Source organism: Tardiphaga sp. 839_C3_N1_4, from assembly GCF_051811045.1.
Classification (GTDB): Bacteria; Pseudomonadota; Alphaproteobacteria; order Rhizobiales; family Xanthobacteraceae; genus Tardiphaga.
In genome coordinates this window covers 5,731,057-5,751,574 of sequence record NZ_JBPWQD010000001.1, presented here as the reverse complement: position 1 = coordinate 5,751,574, position 20,518 = coordinate 5,731,057, and the positions used below count along the sequence as shown (strand labels likewise).

Below are 20,518 nucleotides of genomic sequence, written 5' to 3'. Positions count from 1 at the left end.
GGGGTCAACCGCGCCAGCGGACTGTCGCCGGACCTGTTGACCTTGCAGGTCGTCTTGCGTCAGTTAGGCCGCGAAAAGGAACCCTATGTCCGCCCATTCCCAGCCATTGTGGCAACCGCCCGCCATTGTGCGTGTTGACCCGCAGATCGCGGCAGGCATCCGTGCCGTCATCGACGGCAAGGCCAAGCCGCCGGGCTCGCTGGGACGAATCGAGGACCTGGCGCTGCAGCTCGGCATGATCCGGCATCCTGGCGAACCGCGCGGCGACAATGCCGTGCTGCTGGTATTTGCCGGGGATCACGGACTCGTGGCCGAAGGCGTGTCGCAATATCCGTCGGCGGTCACGGTCGCGATGGTGATGACCTATCTGGCCGGCCGCGCCACGGCCAATGCATTTGCCACGGCCAACAATATCGACATCCGCGTGATTGACATCGGGGTCGCTGCGGAACTGCCTGTCCATCCGAAGCTAATCGACGCCAAGGTCCGCATGGGCACCGCCAACGCTGCGCGCAAACCTGCGATGACGGCAGAGCAAGCGGCGGATGCACTATCGCGCGGCTTCAGAATCGCCGTCGGTGAGATCAAGGCCGGCGCCGATATCATCGCGCTCGGCGAGATGGGAATCGGCAACACGGCCTCCTCGGCACTAGTGGTTCATCGACTCGCACCGGCCCCCCTGGATGATTGTATCGGCGTTGGCGCCGGGCAGGATGACGCCGGCATGGCGCGCAAGCGCGCGGCGATCACGAAGGCGGCGGCGCGCAGTGATGCAACTGTACCCCTGGATGTGCTGGCCCAATTCGGCGGACTGGAAATCGCCGGCATGGCCGGAGCGATCCTCGGTGCAGCTTCGCAACGGCGGCCGGTGATCATCGACGGCTTCATCTCCAGCGCCGCGGCACTGCTCGCCGTTCGCCTGTCCCCGGCTGCACGCGACTACTGCGTCTTCGCACACCGCTCGGCCGAACGCGGCCATGACATCGTGCTGAACGCACTCGATGCGACGCCGCTACTCGATCTCGGCTTGCGGCTCGGCGAAGGCACCGGCGCCCTGCTTGCGGTGCCGCTGGTCCGTGCCGCCGCGCGCATGCTGACCGACGTTGCGAGCCTCGACGACGTGCTGGCCGGAAAGATCTAGATGAGACTGGATCCGCATCTCTTGAATGCGATCCGTTTCCTGACGGTGCTGCCGGTACCGGCAACTGGGGACGCGCAAGAGGCTGACTGGCTTGCGCGTGCAATGAAGTATTTTCCGATCGTCGGTGCCGGCATTGGCGCCGCATCCGCAATCGTGTTTCTCGTTGCCAGCGAATTCTGGTCACCGCTGATCGCGGCTTTGCTGGCGATTACAACAAGCATCGTCATCACCAGCGCCCTGCACGAAGATGGCCTGGCCGACACGGCCGACAGTTTCGGCGGCGGCTGGACCATCGAGAAGCGTCTTGCGATCATGAAGGACAGCCGCATCGGTACTTACGGCGCTCTGGCACTCGGCCTCGGCACGGCGCTGCGCATTGCGGCGCTCGCCATATTGCCGATGTGGGCAGGTGCGACAGCGCTGATCGCCGTCCACGCCGCAGCCCGCGCCATGCCGGCCCTTGTGATGAACCGCCTGCCCTACGGCGGCGATACCAGTGCGATGAAGGTCACTTACGCCGAAGCGCCCGTGCGGTTTGAGGAATCGTTGTTTGCACTTGTTGTGATCGTGCTTGCGGCGATCCCGCTGGCGCTCGTCTCGCTCGCCTCACTCGCTGCGGGTCTTCTGCTCGGCGCAGCGCTCGCCGCGTTGCTCGCACTCTGGTCGCGCCGTCTAATCGGTGGCTACACCGGCGACGTGCTCGGCGCCGTCGAGCAACTATTCGAGATCGGCTTTCTGCTTGGTGTCGCAGCCCTGATCAAATAGGCCAGCTCAACGGCAATCGATAGGGCTCACCTTCGAAGGCGTCAGCGCCGCGGCCGATGCACGCGATGGCTTCGACCATGCGGCCTTTGCGGCCAAGCTGTTCGTCGGCCAATTGCACCATCAATTTGTTCGGAGTCACATAGGGCGAACGTTTGCGTAGTTCATCTGCAATTGCCGCCTCATAGCCAGGATTGCGATCGCAGGCGATGGCGTAAGCCGCAGCGCTGGAACGGCTGATGCCGGCCCAGCAATGAATGAGCATCGGGCGATCAGCGATGCTGCCGCGGCCAAATTGAAGAATGGCATCCACGACGTCGGCATCGGGCGCGATCAGGTCCGGCGTCACTTCAACGATATCGTGAAAGGTCAGCTCCACATGACGCTCACGCGCCAACCCGCTCCAGTCGCGCTCGCTCGTTGTGGGCGACAGAAGGGTCAGCAGATCGAAGGACGGCAGCAAATCTGCCACAGCAGCAAGGCCCCCGAGCGAGCTCACATAGATCATTCGAACACCCTGCTCGCTGTTGTCATGTCCTTCCTCTCACCCACGGCGAATGGACCATCTTCAACCTCATGCCGCTGCGATGTCGATGATGCAAGGTCGGTTTCTTAATACCACCCCCGACCTTTTCGCACTTGCACCATCGCAATCCGAGGAAAATATACCAATCGGAACAATCGGTTAATATCTCGAACTTTCAGCAGCCAAGGCAGGCCAATCTTAAAGAAGTTGCGATAGGTATCTAACTCACGAGTGCAGAGTCCAGGACGGTACGATGCTGAACTACTTCGAAATGGCGGCATCACAAATCGGAACGATCTTCCGGGTGCCGCGCGAAAACCCCGAACTGGTGGAAGCAAAACTCGCTGCCTTCACCCGTCAGGTGCCGATGATGTATGCACTGGTGGTCGTCAACACGACGGCACTTGCGATCACCTTTTATGGTACGGCGCCACATCTGCTTACCGTCTATCTCCCCGCTGCATTCGATGCAATTTGTGTGATCCGGATACTGAGCTGGCTGAGAGCGCGGCACACCACGCTGTCACTCAACAAGGCCGTAGAAAAGCTCACCGGCTCCATCATCTTTGCAGGCATTCTCGGCGTCGCGTTCACTGCCTGGAGCCTCAGCCTGTTTCCCTATGGCGACGCCTATAGCAAAAGCCACGTTGCGTTCTTTATGGCCGTGACATCGATCGGCTGCGGCTTCTGCCTCATGCATCTGCGCGCGGCAGCGCTGATCGTGATGGCGCTGGTTGTCGTGCCCTTCGCGTTCTTTTTCGGCTCCAGCGACAATGTGGTCTTCGTCTCCATCGCCTTCAACTTCGTCGTGGTTATCGGGGCCGTTCTCTTCATGCTGCTCGGCAATTACTCCGACTTCGAGAAGCGGGTGAATTCGGAAAAGGCGCTGCGTATCAAGCAGGCTGAACTGCAGGTGCTGAGCGACAAGAATTTCCGGAATTCAAATATCGACAGCCTCACCGGTCTCCCCAATCGCCGGAACTTCTTTGCCGAGCTCGAGCGCGGCATTGTCAACACTGAGCACAGTAGCGGCGGCCTGCTGCTCGGTATCCTGGATCTTGACGGCTTCAAGCCTATCAACGACATCCATGGGCATCACACGGGTGATCGCTTGCTGGTCGAAGTCGCAGACAGACTGCGCGCACATCTCGCCCCTCACGTGTTTCTGGGCAGACTGGGCGGCGACGAATTCGTCATGTTCAGCGACCAATTGCTCGACCCGGATGCAATTGTTGAGGCGGAAGAGAGCATCGAGAACCTATTCGACATCCCGTTCGAGATTGATGACATTACAGTAAGCATCAGCTGCTCGATCGGATATGCGGAATTTCCGGACACAGCCAAGACCGCGCAGGATTTGTTCGAGCGCGCCGATTACGCGCTGTTCTTTGCCAAGCAGCACAAGCGTGGGAAGGCCGTCCGGTTTTCTGCAGAACACGAAGCCGATATCCGCGAGGCCTCCTCTGTGAGTCGGGCCCTGGCTAGTGCCGACCTCGAACGGGAATTGTGGATCGCCTACCAGCCGATTATCGACGCAGAAACACAACAGCCTGCGAGCTTCGAAGCCCTGGCGCGCTGGAAGAGCCCGGAGCTCGGCAATGTTCCGCCAATGAGCTTCATTGTTGCCGCCGAGCGTTCCGGCATGATCGGCCAGTTGACCCCGTTGCTGCTTCGCAAGGCTCTGGAAGGCGCAGCCACATGGCCGGAGCACGTCCGGATTTCGTTCAACCTCTCTGCGGTTGACGTCGCCTCTCCCCTGTCGATCCTCAAGATCATTGCTGTTGTCCAGCAAAGCAGGGTGAAGGCCAGCCGCATCGACTTCGAGATTACCGAGACGGCCGTGATGGGCAATCTCGCGCAAGCGACTGAAGCGCTGAATGCGCTGAAGACTCTGGGAGCCCGCATCTCGCTGGACGATTTCGGAACCGGCTATTCGAGCCTGAGCTGTATTCGCGAATTGCCACTCGACAAGGTCAAGATCGACCGCAGCTTCATCAGCAATATCGAAACCGACGATGCCTCGCGCTTGATCCTGCGCACCATGCTAGGCCTCTGCGCCGGCCTCGGCCATGACTGCATCGTCGAAGGTGTCGAGAACGCGGAACAGGTCGACTTCCTGCAAAAGGAGAACTGCCGTCTCATGCAGGGCTATTTCTTCGCCAAGCCCATGAGCATCGAGCAGGTTGGGGATTACCTCGCCTCCGCTCAACGCAGCATGCTGGCCGAACGCACCGCCGGCTAGTCGTTCTGTCCGTCGAGCAGCCGCACCGCCTCGAACAGCGTTGCCGCCCCGACGGCCAGTTGCTCCGGCTCCGACCATTCCTCCGGGCAATGGCTCTTGCCGTCCTTTGACGGAATGAACAGCATCGCGCTGCGGCCGATATGCGACATGAAAGCGGCATCGTGACCGGCCCCCGACGCCAGCCGCGTCGTGGAATAGCCGAGCTTGGCAGCGCTACGCCCGAGAACGTCGAGCAGATGATCGTCGCAAGGCGCGGGAGGATTTTGCGAGATCAACGCGAAACGCTCGCGTTCGACCCTGGCGCGTTTGGCGATGGCGAGGCTCTCGCGATCGAGCAGTGCCACGAATTCATCGACCAGCGCAGCCTTCTCGGCGCGAATATCGAGGATCATGCGCGCACCGCCGGGTACGACATTAGCGGCGTTCGGGCTGATCTCGAGGATCCCCGTGGTGGCGACGAAGTGGCCCTGCTTGCGCGCGGCAAATGCATTGGCCTGCTGCGCGACCAGCAGCACGAGTTCAGCGGCGGGAAGGCTCGCATCCCTGCGATATTCCATCAGCGTCGAGCCAGCATGATCGGCGGCACCCTGCAGCACGATCTCGACGCGGGTGATGCCGGCGATCCCGGTGACGAGGCCAAGATCGAGCTTCTTGCTTTCCAGCACGACGCCCTGCTCGATATGCAATTCAAGATAGCCAACGAATTCCGGCTTCTGCATCGCGGCGATGGCTGCTGGATCGCCGCCGACGCGCTTGATGGCATCGGCCAAGGTTTCGCCGGCTGCATTGGTGTAAGTCAGCATCCTGGCATCGAGCTCACCGACCATGGCGCGGCTGCCGACGCAGGACAGGCCGTATTCGCTGGGCTCCTCGGCCAGGAAATCCACGATCTCGATTGGGTGCCGCGATTTGTAGCCGGACGCCTGCAGGGCGCGCACGGCCTCAAGCGCCGTGAGGATGCCGGAAATGCCGTCGAAGCGGCCGCCGGATGGCACCGTGTCGGAATGCGAGCCGAGCATGATCGGCGGCAGGCCCGGGACGCCGCCTTCCAGCCGGGCGATCATGTTGGCGCCTGCATCCACGCGCACAGTCATGCCCGCAGCGATGAATTGCTCGCGCAGCCAGGCGCGTCCCTCGAGGAAGCGCTGCGAGAACGACCGCCGCGTCCACGGCTTATCGGGATCGGTGATGGCGGCCAGCGCCATATGGTCGTCCCAGAGGCGGTTCTGATCGATGGGCGGCTTTGTCTCGGTCGGCATGATCGGCATGAGGCTCATGAATTGGCGGCACTGGCGCCGGCACGATTATTGTTGAACACTTTGGCCATCGTGAAGCAAGACGATGGACATCGTGAAGCAAGAAACGATCAGGGAGAAAATCGTGAGCAGCAAGACCAGGATCGCATGGGTGACCGGCGGCGGCACCGGAATCGGCAGAGCGGGAGCGCAGGCGCTGCTGGCGGATGGCTGGACGGTGGTCATTTCCGGCCGCCGCGCCGATGTGCTGAAGGGCGTCGCCGATGAACTCGGCGCCGGCGGCAAGCCCGTGGAGGCCATGGCGCTGGATGTCAGCAATGTCGACGACGTCAACAAGGTGGCTCAGGCCATCCTCGCCAAACATGGGCGTATCGATCTTCTGGTCAACAGCGCCGGCGTCAACCTGCCGAAGCGGAGCTGGGAAGACGTCACGCAGGACGGCTGGGACCAGATCGTCGACATCAATCTCAATGGCGTGATGTATTGCATGCGCGCAGTGCTGCCTGCGATGCGCGCGCAGAAGGACGGCTGCATCATCAATGTCGCCTCGTGGGCCGGGCGCATCGTATCGAAAATGACCGGGCCGGCCTATACGGCCACCAAGCACGCCGTGCTGGCGCTGACCCATTCCTTCAACATGGACGAATGCGTCAACGGCTTGCGCGCCTGCTGTCTCTCGCCGGGCGAGGTCGCCACTGACATCATGAAGAACCGTCCGGTGCCGCCGAGCGACGAGGTCATGGCGCGGATGCTGCAGCCGGACGATCTCGGCAAGACCATTGCCTTCATCGCCAGCATGCCCCCGCATGTCTGTATCAATGAGGTGCTGATCAGCCCGACCTGGAATCGCTCGTTCCTGGCGATGTGAGCGCATCAAAGGCAGCCAGCGCAGCCTCTTCGCGCTGGCCGCCTCCTCGCCTCACGGCGTGATGGCGACCTTCAGCACGCCATCGCGCTGGTGCGCAAACAGATCGTAGGCTTTTTCGATATCGTCCAGTCTGTAGTGATGCGTGACCAGCGACGTCAGGTCGACGCGGCCGGAGGCGACGACGTTCATCAGCCGCCGCATCCGCTCCTTGCCACCGGGGCACAGGCTGGTGACAATCGTGTTATCGCCAAGGCCCGCCGAAAAGGCGCTCAGGGGAATCTGCAGATCCGTCGAATAGACGCCAAGGCTGCTCAGGGTGCCGCCCGGCCGCAGTGCGCGCAGTGCCGATTCGAAGGTGCCTTGCGTGCCGAGCGCTTCGATGGCCACATCGACGCCGCGGCCGTCGGTCAGCTCCATGATCTGCTTGACCGGATCACCCTTCTTGAAGTCGACGACCATATCGGCACCCATCCGTTTGGCGACCTCAATGCGTGCGGGCACCGTATCGACACCGATGATCGTGGTCGCGCCCATCAGCTTCGCGCCCGCGACGGCGCAGAGTCCGATCGGCCCCAAAGCGAACACCACCACCGTGTCGCCGATCCTGACGCGGCCGCGCTCGGCGCCGGCAAATCCCGTCGACATGATGTCCGGACACATCAGTACCTGCTCATCCGTCAACGCGTCGGGCACCGGACTGAGATTGACCATGGCATCGGGGACCAGCACATACTCGGCCTGCGCGCCGTCGATCGTATTGCCGAACCGCCAGCCGCCGCTGGCCTTGAAGCCATGCTTCGTTCCAGCGCCATCCTGCGATGAGCAGCCGCAGAGACATGCATAACTGTGGCCGCTCGGCGTGATGGCGCCGGCAATGACGCGCTGGCCCTCGCGATAGCCGGTGACGGCACTGCCGAGCTTCTCGATGAGACCAACCGGCTCGTGTCCGACGGTCAACCCTTTCTCGACCGGATATTCACCCTTGAGGATATGCACATCGGTACCGCAGATCGTGGTGGTCGTGATGCGCATCAGCGCATCGAGCGGACCGACAGCGGGGATCGGCTTATCCTCCAGAACGATACGACCCGGCTCCACGAATATCGCAGCCTTCATTTTCGGCATGATCCTGCTCCTGCTTGCGATGGTGCGTCGATCGACGCCATGAGCCAATCATCTGCGCATTTTGCCGTGACCGGATTGAGGTGGATCAAGTGGCGATGTCTTTTGAATCTCTCTGAAGATGGCGCACACAGCCGCGCTTCTGCGTTGCTCTTGATTCAATTTGTCAAACAGCCACCGCTCTCCAGACATGCGTCCTCACCCCTGTTATTTGCGGCGCGGGGGCGCCGTCGTGTCCTGCATTCCCGCCCCCTGTGAGAGGGCGTGCGGAACGCCGGGTGCCCGTTGCACCCTTGGGCCTGATGCGAATGCGGTCTTCCGCAATTGTGAGTGCATCAGGACTTTCGGAGGCGCCGAGCAAGTGCCCGACGTTCCGCATACGGTGTTTTTTCAGCCTGCTTGCACTTTGCCTTGGCGAACGGTCCGATCACCAAAATGATGGTCCCACGGCGGAGGGACAGGGAGCCTCAAGCGAGTAAGCCGGACGCGTTTCGATTTGGTCGTCCGTCACACTGTCCAGGGGTCTTTCCATCCCAAGGCCGGCCGTCTCCTTGCCAGTGGCAGTGCTGGCGCAGATCCGTCCTGCCCGAAGACAGACGTCACCCCATGAACCGCGTGACGCCGCATCTCCGGCGTCCACCGCATCCCACCCCGCGAACGTGACGATCGCGATCGCCCCTCTCGGTGGGGCAGGACAAAGGGAATATAAACCTTACAGGGATGTTGTCAATGAAGGATAGGAAAAAATGTTTGGGGGCCCCGAACTGTCATTCCGGGGCGCGGGCGCGCCTTCGCGCACGCGAACCCGGAATCCCAGCATGGGAGTCTCTAGTCAGCGCCAAGCACTCTGGGATTCCGGGTTCGCACTTCAGCGGCTTCGCCGCTTTCGTGCGCCCCGGAATGACGAACCCAGGCGGACGCCCCGAAACGACAGTGGAGAGGTCAGCGCTCCAGATACAGGGGATCTCCCCCTCACCCGTTCTTCGCGAACAGCTCCCGCCCGATCAGCATCCGCCTGATCTCGCTGGTGCCGGCGCCGATCTCGTAGAGTTTGGCGTCCCGCAGCAGGCGGCCGGTGGGATAGTCGTTGATATAGCCATTGCCGCCGAGCAGCTGGATCGCGTCGAGCGCGCATTGCGTGGCGCGTTCCGACGCGTAGAGGATGGCCCCGGCGGCATCCTCGCGGGTGGTCTCGCCGCGATCGCAGGCTTTCGCGACTGCATAAACGTAAGCTCGCGCCGAACTCAGCGCGACATACATGTCGGCGATCTTGCCCTGCACGAGCTGGAAGTTGCCGATCGGCTCGCCGAACTGTTTGCGCTCATGCACATAAGGCTGCGCGACGTCGAGACAGGCCTGCATGATGCCGAGCGGGCCTGCCGCGAGCACCGCGCGCTCATAATCGAGGCCGGACATCAGGACATTGACGCCGCGACCGACCTCGGCGAGCACGTTCTCCTCGGGCACTTCGCAATCCTCGAATACGAGTTCGCAGGTATCCGAGCCACGCATGCCCAGCTTGTCGAGCTTCTGCGCCGTCGAGAAACCCTTCATGCCCTTTTCGATGATGAAGGCGGTGATACCGCGCGGGCCGGCCGCCGGATCGGTCTTGGCATAGACCACCAGCGTCTGCGCCACCGGGCCATTGGTGATCCACATCTTGTTGCCATTGAGAACGTAGCGGTCGCCCTTCTTGTCGGCGCGAGTCTTCATCGACACCACGTCCGAGCCGGAACCCGGCTCGGACATCGCGAGGGATCCGACATGTTCGCCGGAGATCAGCTTCGGCAGATATTTGCGCTTCTGCGCCTCGTTGCCATTGCGACGCAACTGATTGACGCAGAGGTTCGAATGCGCGCCATAGGACAGGCCCACCGACGCCGAGGCGCGCGAAATCTCTTCCACCGCGATGACGTGTTCGAGATAGCCGAGCCCGGCGCCGCCGAACTCTTCCTCCACCGTGATACCGTGCAGGCCGAGCGCGCCGATCTTGGGCCAGAGATCGAGCGGAAACTGGTTGGTCTTGTCGATGGCTTCGGCGCGCGGCGCGATCTCGTTCTGGGAGAAGTCACGCACGGTCTCGCGAATCGCATCCGCGGTCTCGCCGAGATCAAAATTGAACATCCGTTGAGCGTTCGAAATCACAGGGTCGCCTCCGGTCAGAACGGCGCGCAAGCGCGCCGGTTTTGTTGATTGAAATCACCATGTCACGGGCCGAACGGGCTGAGAAGAGGCATAAAGTGGTCCTTGCTCTTGGCCCCGCAACGGGTTGTAATTCATCCAAATAAGCCCTCCGGGACCAACCACGGAAGGCATGCCAGGGGAGAGAACCGATGCTCGATCGCGTCCAGGATTCCGACAGCAGCAAATCCGCCCAAGCCGCCGCCCACGCCCAAGCTTACGGGATGCCGCTCGATGAGTTCGATCCCGGCAATCCCGAACTGTTCCGCACCGATACGTTCTGGCCCTATTTCGAACGGCTGCGCCGCGAGGATCCCGTCCACTACTGCAAGGACAGCATGTTCGGACCGTATTGGTCGGTGACCAAGTACAACGACATCATGCAGGTCGAGACCAATCACGCCACCTACTCCTCCGCGGCAGCATTCGGCGGCATCACCATTCGCGATGCCGGTGTGCAGTTCCGCCGGCCGATGTTCATTGCCACAGATCCGCCGCATCACAGCGCCCAGCGCAAGACGGTGGCGCCGATGTTCGCACCTCACCACATGGACGAGCTCTCCAGCCTGATCCGCAGTCGCACTGCCGAGGTGCTGGACTCCCTGCCCCGCAACGAGACCTTCGACTGGGTCGATCGCGTGTCAATCGAACTCACCACGCAGATGCTGGCGACGCTGTTCGACTTTCCCTGGGAGGAGCGCCGCAAGCTCACTCACTGGTCGGATGTCGCCACCATGTTGCCACCCACGCCCGAGGCCGAGCTGGAGCGGCAAAGAGAACTGCGCGAATGCGGCGAGTATTTCGGACGACTGTTTCAGGAGCGGCTCAATGCGCCGCCGAAGAGCGACTTGATATCGATGATGGCGCATAGCGAGGCCACTCGGCATCTCGATCCGGAGAGTTTTCTCGGCAACATCATTCTGCTGATCGTCGGCGGCAACGATACCACGCGCAATTCGATGTCTGGCGGCCTCTACGCGCTCAATAAATTCCCCGGTGAATATGACAAGCTGCGCGCCAACCCGGCGCTGATCGAGAGCATGGTGCCGGAGATCATCCGCTGGCAGACGCCGCTCGCACATATGCGGCGCACGGCGGTGCAGGACACCGAGCTCGGCGGCAAGCAGATCAGGAAGGGTGACAAGGTCGTGATGTGGTATGTCTCGGGCAATCGCGACGACGAGGTCATCGAAAACCCCAACGAATTCATCATCGACCGCATCAGGCCGAACCGCCATCTGTCATTCGGCTTCGGCATCCACCGCTGCGTCGGGCTCAGACTTGCCGAACTTCAATTGAAGATTGTGTGGGAAGAGATCATCAAGCGCTTCGACAGGATCGAAGTCGTCGGCGAGCCGCGCCGCGTTTTTTCGAGCTTCGTGAAGGGCTATGAAACACTGCCTGTGCGGATCGCTGGCTGAACCAGCGACCGCAACGGCTCAGGATCGATTTTTGGAGAGCAGACGCCATGAATATCCAAGCCAGGATCAATCCTGACAAAGCCGAGATCCAGCGCGTCGCGCGCGAGATCGCCTATTCGACGCCACTGAAGGACTTCCATCCCGGCGCGCCGAAATTGTTCGCGACCGATACGCTGTGGCCGTTCTTCGAGCGGCTGCGCGCGGAAGAGCCTGTGCATTACTGCACCAATGCGCCGATCGAACCCTACTGGTCGGTGACCAAGTACAACGACATCATGAAGGTCGACACCAATCACGGCATCTTCTCGTCCGACGTGAAGCATGGCGGCATCGCGATCCGCGACGTGCCGGAAGGCTATGACTGGCCGAGCTTCATCGCCATGGATGAGCCGAAGCACAGCGCACAGCGCAAGACCGTGACGCCGATGTTCACGCCTGATCATCTCGACGAGATGGCGGTGCTGATCCGTGGGCGCGTCTGCAAGGTGCTCGACGGATTGCCGCGCGGCGAGACCTTCGACTGGGTTGAACGCGTCTCTGTCGAACTCACCACACAGATGCTGGCGACCCTGTTCGATTTCCCATGGGAAGAGCGCCGCAAGCTGACGCGCTGGTCGGACGTGTCCACGGCGCTGCCAAAAAGTGGAATCGTGTCGTCGGAGGAAGAACGCCGCCGCGAGATGGACGAATGCGCCGCCTATTTCCAGAAGCTCTGGAACGAGCGCGTGAATTCCGACCCGCGGAATGACCTGATTTCCATGATGGCGCATAGCGACGCGACGCGCTTTATGGATCCCGACACACTGATGGGCAATATCATCCTGTTGATCGTCGGCGGCAACGATACCACCCGCAACACCATGACCGGCTCGGTGCTGGCGCTGAACGAGAACCCCGACCAGTATCAGAAGTTGCGCGACAATCCGTCGCTTATCGAGACCATGGTCCCCGAAGTGATCCGCTGGCAGACGCCGCTGGCGCATATGCGCCGTACCGCCATGCAGGATACTGAACTCGGCGGCAAGACCATCAAGAAGGGCGACCGGGTGGTGATGTGGTACGTCTCGGGCAACCGCGACGAGGAGGTGATCGAGCGCCCGAACGAGTTCATCATCGACCGCGCACGGCCGAAGATTCACCTGTCATTCGGTTTTGGCATACACCGTTGCGTGGGCATGCGCCTGGCGGAGTTGCAATTGAGGATCGTTTGGGAGGAGATACTGAAACGGTTCGAGAACATCGAAGTTGTGGGGGAACCCAAGCGCGTGTATTCGAGCTTCGTTAAAGGCTACGAGACCCTGCCAGTCAGAATCTCCTAGCCGGTCAGGATTCATAATTTTCCCCTCAAGAAGAGAAGCTCAATTCCTTGACGAAACACCATCCCGCGGAACAGGACGAATTCCACGATATCCGCGATGCCGTTGCCAAACTGTGTGCGCAGTTCCCCGGTGAATACTGGCGCAAGCTCGACCGCGAGATGGCCTATCCGAAGGCTTTCGTCGATGCATTGACCGAAGCCGGCTACCTGTCGGTTCTGATCCCCGAGGAATATGGCGGCTCCGGCCTCAAACTGTCGGCCGCAGCGGCGATCCTCGAAGAGATCCAGCGCGCCGGTTGTAATGGCGGCGGCTGCCACGCGCAGATGTATACGATGGGCACCGTGCTGCGTCATGGCAATGACGAGCAGAAGGCCAAGTGGCTGCCGAAGATCGCCAGTGGCGAAGTTCGCCTGCAGGCCTTCGGCGTCACCGAACCGACCTCGGGCACGGACACGTCGTCGCTGAAGACGGTGGCGAAGAAGGACGATAACGGCGACTACATCGTCAACGGCCAGAAGATCTGGACCAGCCGCGCCGAATATTCCGACCTGATGGTGCTGCTCGCACGCACCACGCCGAAGGAACAGGCCGCGAAGCGCACCGACGGCCTGTCGGTGTTTCTGGTGGACATGAAAGAGGCCAAGAAGAACGGCCTCGAGATCCGCCCGATCCGCACCATGATGAACCATGCCACCACCGAAGTGTTCTTCACCGACATGAAGGTGCCGGCGGAAAACCTGATTGGCGAAGAGGGCAAGGGCTTCCGCTACATCCTCTCCGGCATGAATGCCGAGCGCATCCTGATCGCCAGCGAATGCGTCGGCGATGCCAAGTGGTTCATCGCCAAGGCGTCGGCCTATGCCAAGGAACGCCAGGTGTTCGGCCGCCCGATTGGACAGAACCAGGGCATTCAATTCCCCATCGCCAAGGCCTATGCGAATATGCGCGCGGCCGAGCTGATGGTGAAGGAAGCGCTGCGCAAATACGAAGCCGGGATGGAATGCGGCGCCGAGGCCAACATGGCCAAGATGCTCGCCGCCGATGCGTCCTTCGAGGCGGCCAATGCCTGTATCCAGACCCATGGCGGTTTTGGATTTGCCGAGGAATACGACGTCGAGCGCAAATTCCGCGAGACGCGTCTGTATCAGGTGGCGCCGATCTCGACCAACCTGATCCTGTCCTTCGTGGCCGAGCACGTGCTCGGCATGCCGCGCTCGTATTGAGATAGACACATGCTGCCGCTCAAGGGACTGACTGTCATCGCCGTTGAACAGGCGGTGGCTGCACCATTCTGCAGTTCGCGGCTCGCGGATGCCGGCGCACATGTCATCAAGATCGAGCGCCCCGAAGGCGACTTCGCTAGGGGATATGACGCCGCGGCCAAGGGCCAGAGCAGCTACTTCGTCTGGCTCAACCGCGGCAAGGATTCCGTGGTGGTCGATCTCGCGACACCGGAAGGCCGTAAGGCGATGGAAGAGCTGATCGCCACCGCCGATGTGCTGATCCAGAATCTCAAGCCCGGCTCCATGGACAAGCTCGGCTTCACGCGCGAGCGCCTGCGCAAGGACTATCCGCGGCTGATCTGTTGCACCATCACCGGTTATGGCGACACCGGGCCCTATGCCCATCGCAAAGCCTATGACCTGCTGATCCAGGCCGAAAGCGGGTTGGCGTCGATCACTGGCGGCCCTGAAGGCCCGTCGCGCGTCGGCGTCTCCATCGTCGACGTCGCCACCGGCGCTGCCGCGCATGCGGCGATCTTGGAAGCGCTGATCGGCCGTTCGGTGACCGGCGAAGGCGCCGATATCCGCATCTCCATGTTTGACGTGATGGCCGACTGGCTCACCGTACCGCTGCTCAATGCCGAAGCCGGCAACGAGCCGAAGCGCATGGGCCTCGCGCATCCCTCGATCGCGCCCTATGGCGTGTTTCGCTCCAGGGACGGCAAGGACATCCTGATCTCGATCCAGAGCGAGCGCGAATGGAAGATTCTCTGCGCCAAGGTGCTGGGCGATGCCGCGCTGGCCAATGATCCACGCCTCGTCAACGGCGTCGAGCGCGTGCGCAACCGCGCCTTCACCGACCAGACTGTCAGCGACATCTTTGGTTCGCTCGGCCGCGATGAATTGCTGACGCGGCTGACGGATGCCGACATCGCGTTTGCGGAGGTGAACACCATGGCGGACCTCACCACCCATCCGCATTTGCGCCGCATCACCGTCAACACGCCGAATGGCGAAGTTTCGTATCCGGCGCCGGCGGCGATCTGGGTCGATGCGCCGCGCAGTTACGGCGCCGTCCCCGGCATCGGCGAAGTGCAGAAGTAATCTTCAAGATCACACGGAGGTCGTCATGACCGACACACTCGACATCGATCATCTCAAGCAGTGGATCGGTCGCACCGATGAGGCCTCCGACGTCGTGACTGCGCAGCTCGTGAAGGGTCTGCGCGCCACACTGTTTCTGGACATCGGCACGCCGAAGCAAGGCGATGCCGCGCCGTTCACCACCCATTGGTGTCTGGCCCAACCGGTCGCTGCGATGGACAAGCTCGGCCCGGACGGCCATCCCGCGCGCGGCGGCTTCCTGCCGCCGGTACCGCTGCCACGTCGCATGTGGGCGGGCGGCGAAGTGCAGTTCATCGAGCCGTTGCTTGTCGGCGATGAGGTCACGCGCTCGTCAAAGATCCTCGACGTCAATCTCAAGACCGGCTCGACCGGCGCGCTGTGCTTCGTCAATGTCGAGCACCTGATCACCACCAGGCGCGGCCTCGCCATCCGCGAACGACAGGACATCGTCTATCGGGACATGCCGACCAGCATGGCGCCGCCGGCGCCCGCGCCAAAGGAAGTCCCTGCGGCGAAGCATCAGGAAACGCATTACGCCGATCCCGTGCTGCTGTTCCGCTACAGTGCGCTGACCTTCAACGGCCACCGCATCCATTACGACCGCGATTATGTCACCAAGGTCGAATTCTATCCGGGCCTCGTGTTTCATGGGCCGTTGCAGGCGGCGCTGCTGGTGGAATTCGCGGCCAAGCTCAAGGGTGGCAAGGCGCCCGCCAAGTTCAGCTATCGTGGCGTGTCACCACTGTTCGACGGCGCGAATTTCTCGGTGAATGCGAACGAGACGGCGGATGGGCTCGAGGTCTGGACCGCAAACCATCAGGGCGCGCCGACCATGAAGGCGACGGCGAGCTGGTAATCGCAGCGACGCTCTGACCTAACCTCTCCCCGCTCTGCGCGGGGAGAGGTCGCCGCGCCTTCGCGGCGGGTGAGGGGAAGCGCGCCATAAAGACCCAGTGGCCTCACCTATCGGATCTCGACTTTTCGATCCGCAATCTCCCCAGCCTTTCGCGGGCGATGTGCCCCGCCGCTCACCCCACCCCTCTCCCCGCCTAGCGAAGCTTCGCTTCGCGGGGATGCGGGGAGAGGGAGCGACGGCGCGCCTCCGCTCCGTCAGCGCGGTTTCACCCCACCTCCCGGATTGACTCCCCGCCCCCTCCTGCTGTTGATGAGTCAACAACACACGGCAGACAACTGCCCGATAACGTGAGGAAACCGCCTTGGCCCGCGACAGCAAGAAACCCGCCGCCCGTACTCCCGTGAGCGTCAAGGACGCCACACTGAATCTCCTGCGCGGCTTCGGCATCAGCAAAGTGTTCGGCAATCCCGGCTCGACGGAACTGCCGTTCCTCGCTGACTGGCCCGACGATATCGACTATGTGCTCGGCCTGCAGGAGGCCTCCGTCATCGGCATGGCCGATGGCTATGCGCAGGCGACGCGCAATGCCGCCTTCGTCAATCTGCATTCCGCTGCCGGCGTCGGCCATGCGCTCGGTAATATCTACACCGCGCATCGCAACCAGACGCCGATGGTGATCACCGCGGGCCAGCAGGCACGCAGCATCTTGCCGCTGCAGGCATTTCTCTATGCCGAGCGTGCGTCGGAATTTCCGCGGCCCTATGTGAAATACAGCGTCGAGCCCGCGCGCGCGGAGGATGTGCCGGCGGCGATCGCGCGCGCCTATTACGTGGCGATGCAGCCGCCCTGCGGACCGACCTTCGTGTCGGTGCCGATCGACGACTGGACGCATCAGGCCCAACCTCTTGAAGCACGTCATGTCAGCCGCGAGCTCGGGCCAGATCCGCAGGCGATGCAGGAACTCGTCGCCGCACTGGGCAAGAGCAAGAATCCGGCGCTCATCGTTGGCCCCGGTATCGATCGCGCAAACGCCGTCGATCTCATGGTCAGCGTTGCTGAGAAAACGAAGGCCGCCGTCTGGGTCAGTCCGTTCTCGGCGCGCTGCAGTTTCCCGGAACGCCATCCGCAATTCGCGGGCTTCCTGCATGCCTCACCGGCACAGCTCTCCGACGCACTGAAAGACTACGACCTCGTCGTCGTCATCGGCGCGCCGGTCTTCACCTTCCACGTCGAAGGCCATGCCGCGATCTTCGACGGCGATACCACGATCTTCCAGATCACGGATGATGCGGACTCCGCCGCCGTCGCGCCGATCGGCACCAGCATCATCGCGACCATGAAGCCGGCGCTGACGCTGCTGCTTGAGCTGCTGCCTGATACCAAACGCGCGGTCGCCAAGGGCCGCATCCTGCCGCCGCCGCCGGTAGCCAGTGACCCGATCCCGATAGATTATCTGCTGCACACGCTGTCGCGGGCCATGCCATCGGATGCGATGCTGGTGGAAGAAGCGCCGTCGCATCGCCCGGCGATGCAGAAGTATCTTCCAATGCGCGGCGCCAACAGTTTCTACACCATGACCTCAGGCGGTCTCGGCCATTCACTGCCGGCATCTGTCGGTATGGCACTGGGCTATCCGGATCGGCGCACGGTGTGCCTGATCGGCGACGGCTCGGCGATGTATTCGATCCAGGCACTGTGGACCGCTGCGCAGCGCAAATTGCCTTTAACCATAGTGGTTATCAACAATTCCGGTTATGGCGCGATGCGCTCGTTCAGCCAGGTGATGCAGGTGCGCAATGTTCCCGGGCTGGATCTGCCCGGCCTGGATTTCGTCAAACTGGCCGAAGGCATGGGGGTGCATGCCGTGCGCGTCGACAAATCATCGGAACTTGCGGGCGCCTTCGCGCAGTCTCTGCAACATCCGGGCGTCAGCCTTGTCGAAGTCATCGTCGACTCGGCCGTTCCCGTGCTTTATGGACAGAAGCACTGATATGACGGGATCATAACGGAAGGTCAGGCATGACGAAGCACGCAAGCGACTCCTCGAAGAAAACGCACAGCTCCCACTGGGGTGCCTTTTCCGGACAATGGGTCGACGGCAAGCTCGTCATCACACCGCATCCGATCGATCCCGATCCGAATCCGATCATCCAGAATTTTCCCGAGGCGCTGCGTCACAAGGCGCGCATTGCCAAGCCGATGGTGCGCCGTGGCTGGCTCGAGAACGGCCCCGGCCCGGACGATCGGCGCGGCCGCGATGCATTCGTCGAGATGGAATGGGACGAGGTGCTCGACCTGCTCGCCGGTGAGCTGAAGCGCGTCAAGGACACGCACAGCGCCAAGGCGATCTATGGCGGCTCCTATGGCTGGTCGAGTGCCGGACGCTTCCATCACGCGCAGAGTCAGATCCATCGTTTTCTCAATGTCGCACTCGGCGGCTATGTGCGTTCGGTCAACAGCTACTCGGCCGGCGCGTCGACGGTGCTGATTCCGCATATCCTCGGCAATTACGAAGACATGACCCGCCGCAATATCGGCTGGGATGAGATCGTCGAGCACACCGATATCATCCTCGCCTTCGGCGGCATGAACACCAAGAACTCGCGCGTCGCCGGCGGCGGCATCAGCAAGCACACCGAACATCGCGACATGATCGCGCTCAGCAAGCGCGGCGGCGAACTCGTGCTGATCTCGCCATTGAAGAGTGACCTGCCCGATGAAGTGAACCAGGACTGGGTCGCCGCGCGTCCCGGCACCGACGTGGCACTGATGCTCGGCATCGCGCATACCGCTGTCATGGACCGCACGCATGACCGCGCCTTCCTCGACAGCCATACGCACGGCTGGGATACTTTCGAAGACTATCTGATGGGCCGCAGCGACGGCCAGCCGAAAGACGCTGCCTGGGCTGCTGCGATCACCGGCCTCAAGGCCGACGCCATACTCACGCTTGCGCGTCGCCTGCCCGGCAAGCGCGCGCTCTTTGTTGTTGCGCATTCACTGCAGCGCGCGAAGCATGGCGAACAGCCGGTGTGGATGGCCTCGGTGCTGTCGGCGATGTTCGGACAATCGGGCCTGCCCGGTGGCGGCTTCGGCTATGCGCTCGGCGCCATCGCCAATTACGGACGCCGCCAGAACGCCGTGCCGATCGCCGGCCTGCCGCAGGGCAAGAACGGCGTGAGCGAATTCATCCCGGTGGCGCGCGTCAGCGACATGCTGCTCAATCCCGGCGCACCGTTCGAATATAACGGCGCACACATGACCTATCCGGATATCAAGCTGGTCTATTGGGCCGGCGGCAATCCGTTCCATCACCATCAGGACCTCAACCGCCTGCGCAAGGCCTTCGCGCGTGTCGACACGCTGGTGGTGCACGACCTCGCCTGGACCGCATCGGCGCGCCATGCCGACTTCGTGCTCCCCTGCACCATGTCGCTGGAGCGCGAGGACATCGGCAGCTCGCAAACCGATCCGATGATGGTCGCGATGCATCAGATGGCGGAGCCGTTTGGCGACGCGCGCGACGACTACGCGATCTTCACAGGCCTGTCGGAGCGTCTCGGCGCCGCCGATGCTTTCACCGAAGGCCGCACGCCGCGTGAATGGTTGAAGCATCTCTATCAACCGACTTACGACGGGCTCAAAGCCAAGGGCTTGGATGCGCCTGATTTCGATGCCTTCTGGGCGGCCGGCGAAGTAATGCTGCCACAGCTACCGTTGGACGGCGGCACCCTGCGCGCGTTCCGCGACGATCCCGAGGGCACGCCGCTGCCGACCACCAGCGGCAAGATCGAGATCACGTCGGACACCATCGCCAGCTTCAATTACGACGACTGCCCCGGCCATCCGGTCTGGCTCGCGCCCGAAGACGTGGTCGATGCGACCAACCCGCTGCAGCTCGTCGCCAACCAGCCGGCCTCGCGACTGCACAGCCAGCTCGACTTCGGCGGGCACAGCTCCGCCGAGAAGCGCCGCGGCCGCGAAGTCGCGCGCATGCATCCGGTCGATGCGGACGCGCGCGGCATCAAGGACGGTGACATCATCAAGCTGTTCAATCAGCGCGGTTCGTGTCTCGCATCCGTCGTCGTCACCGAGGACGTGATGGCCGGCGTGATCCAGCTGCCGACCGGCGCCTATTACGATCCGGAAGATCCGAACGAGGAGAAGCCGCTCTGCGTGCACGGCAATCCGAACGTGCTGACAAGGGACACCGGCACCTCGCGCCTCGCGCAGGGCTGCACGGGCCAGCTCACGGTGGTGAATGTCGAGAAATTCACCGGAAACCTGCCGCCGATCCAGGCCTATGATCCGCCGGTCTCGGTGATCTGGCCGCGCCCGCCGAAGCTCGAAGCGGCGGAGTAATTCTCTTTCTAACCTCTCCCCGCTCTTTGCGGGGAGAGGTCGCCGCGTCTTCGCGGCGGGTGAGGGGCCGCGCGCGACATTCGCCACAGCGCCAGTCTCTCGGGTCGCGAAATT

Annotated in this window: 15 protein-coding genes; 11 read left to right on the top strand and 4 right to left on the bottom strand. The window is 62.3% G+C overall.

All coding sequences use genetic code 11. From position 1 onward, the window contains the following. The first annotated feature begins 85 nt into the window (after window positions 1–85). Both cobT and cobS read left to right on the top strand, forming a co-directional pair. Complete coding sequence (gene cobT / locus AB8A38_RS27520; RefSeq protein WP_439088065.1) at window positions 86–1,141, top strand: nicotinate-nucleotide--dimethylbenzimidazole phosphoribosyltransferase; 1,056 nt, start codon at window positions 86–88, stop codon at window positions 1,139–1,141. After that, entirely contained in the window at window positions 1,142–1,906 is a 765-nt protein-coding gene (gene cobS / locus AB8A38_RS27515) for an adenosylcobinamide-GDP ribazoletransferase (RefSeq protein WP_315843164.1), read from the top strand. Here cobS and AB8A38_RS27510 read toward each other — a convergent pair. Next, on the bottom strand, window positions 1,899–2,411 hold the full coding sequence (locus AB8A38_RS27510; protein ID WP_315843165.1) for a tyrosine phosphatase family protein: 513 nt from the start codon (window positions 2,409–2,411) through the stop codon (window positions 1,899–1,901). The two genes, cobS and AB8A38_RS27510, sit on opposite strands and share 8 nt — an antisense overlap. A gap of 271 nt (window positions 2,412–2,682) precedes the next feature. Here AB8A38_RS27510 and AB8A38_RS27505 point away from each other — a divergent pair, with 271 nt between their 5' ends. Then, window positions 2,683–4,671 carry a putative bifunctional diguanylate cyclase/phosphodiesterase gene (locus AB8A38_RS27505; protein WP_439088064.1) on the top strand — a complete coding sequence of 663 codons (1,989 nt, stop codon included), beginning with the start codon at window positions 2,683–2,685 and terminating at the stop codon, window positions 4,669–4,671. Here the strand turns inward: AB8A38_RS27505 and AB8A38_RS27500 are convergent. Continuing rightward, a complete protein-coding gene (locus AB8A38_RS27500) occupies window positions 4,668–5,948 on the bottom strand; it encodes a Zn-dependent hydrolase (protein ID WP_439088063.1) in 1,281 nt (426 codons plus the stop codon). The two genes, AB8A38_RS27505 and AB8A38_RS27500, sit on opposite strands and share 4 nt — an antisense overlap. Before the next feature lie 64 nt (window positions 5,949–6,012). Here AB8A38_RS27500 and AB8A38_RS27495 point away from each other — a divergent pair, with 64 nt between their 5' ends. After that, on the top strand, window positions 6,013–6,795 hold the full coding sequence (locus AB8A38_RS27495; RefSeq protein WP_439088062.1) for an SDR family oxidoreductase: 783 nt from the start codon (window positions 6,013–6,015) through the stop codon (window positions 6,793–6,795). A 51-nt stretch (window positions 6,796–6,846) separates the two neighbouring features. Here AB8A38_RS27495 and AB8A38_RS27490 read toward each other — a convergent pair whose 3' ends face one another. Both AB8A38_RS27490 and AB8A38_RS27485 read right to left on the bottom strand, forming a co-directional pair. Further along, complete coding sequence (locus AB8A38_RS27490; RefSeq protein ID WP_439088061.1) at window positions 6,847–7,920, bottom strand: NAD(P)-dependent alcohol dehydrogenase; 1,074 nt, start codon at window positions 7,918–7,920, stop codon at window positions 6,847–6,849. Window positions 7,921–8,889: 969 nt separating this feature from the next. Continuing rightward, window positions 8,890–10,062 carry an isovaleryl-CoA dehydrogenase gene (locus tag AB8A38_RS27485; protein WP_068734239.1) on the bottom strand — a complete coding sequence of 391 codons (1,173 nt, stop codon included), beginning with the start codon at window positions 10,060–10,062 and terminating at the stop codon, window positions 8,890–8,892. A gap of 260 nt (window positions 10,063–10,322) precedes the next feature. Between AB8A38_RS27485 and AB8A38_RS27480 the strand changes: the two genes are divergently transcribed. From AB8A38_RS27480 to AB8A38_RS27450, 7 genes are all read left to right on the top strand, one after another. Continuing rightward, a complete protein-coding gene (locus tag AB8A38_RS27480) occupies window positions 10,323–11,519 on the top strand; it encodes a cytochrome P450 (protein WP_439088617.1) in 1,197 nt (398 codons plus the stop codon). Window positions 11,520–11,566: 47 nt separating this feature from the next. Then, on the top strand, window positions 11,567–12,838 hold the full coding sequence (locus tag AB8A38_RS27475; RefSeq protein WP_439088060.1) for a cytochrome P450: 1,272 nt from the start codon (window positions 11,567–11,569) through the stop codon (window positions 12,836–12,838). A gap of 47 nt (window positions 12,839–12,885) precedes the next feature. Beyond that, window positions 12,886–14,061 (top strand): acyl-CoA dehydrogenase family protein, encoded by a 1,176-nt coding sequence (locus tag AB8A38_RS27470; RefSeq protein WP_089265293.1) that lies wholly within the window; start codon window positions 12,886–12,888, stop codon window positions 14,059–14,061. A gap of 9 nt (window positions 14,062–14,070) precedes the next feature. Then, window positions 14,071–15,165 (top strand): CaiB/BaiF CoA transferase family protein, encoded by a 1,095-nt coding sequence (locus AB8A38_RS27465; protein WP_439088059.1) that lies wholly within the window; start codon window positions 14,071–14,073, stop codon window positions 15,163–15,165. 25 nt (window positions 15,166–15,190) lie between these two features. Beyond that, complete coding sequence (locus AB8A38_RS27460) at window positions 15,191–16,042, top strand: FAS1-like dehydratase domain-containing protein (protein ID WP_439088058.1); 852 nt, start codon at window positions 15,191–15,193, stop codon at window positions 16,040–16,042. A gap of 361 nt (window positions 16,043–16,403) precedes the next feature. After that, window positions 16,404–18,032, top strand: coding sequence for a benzoylformate decarboxylase (gene mdlC, locus AB8A38_RS27455; RefSeq protein ID WP_439088057.1), 1,629 nt, complete (start codon window positions 16,404–16,406; stop codon window positions 18,030–18,032). 29 nt (window positions 18,033–18,061) lie between these two features. Further along, window positions 18,062–20,404, top strand: coding sequence for a molybdopterin guanine dinucleotide-containing S/N-oxide reductase (locus tag AB8A38_RS27450; protein WP_439088056.1), 2,343 nt, complete (start codon window positions 18,062–18,064; stop codon window positions 20,402–20,404). Window positions 20,405–20,518: the final 114 nt, after the last annotated feature.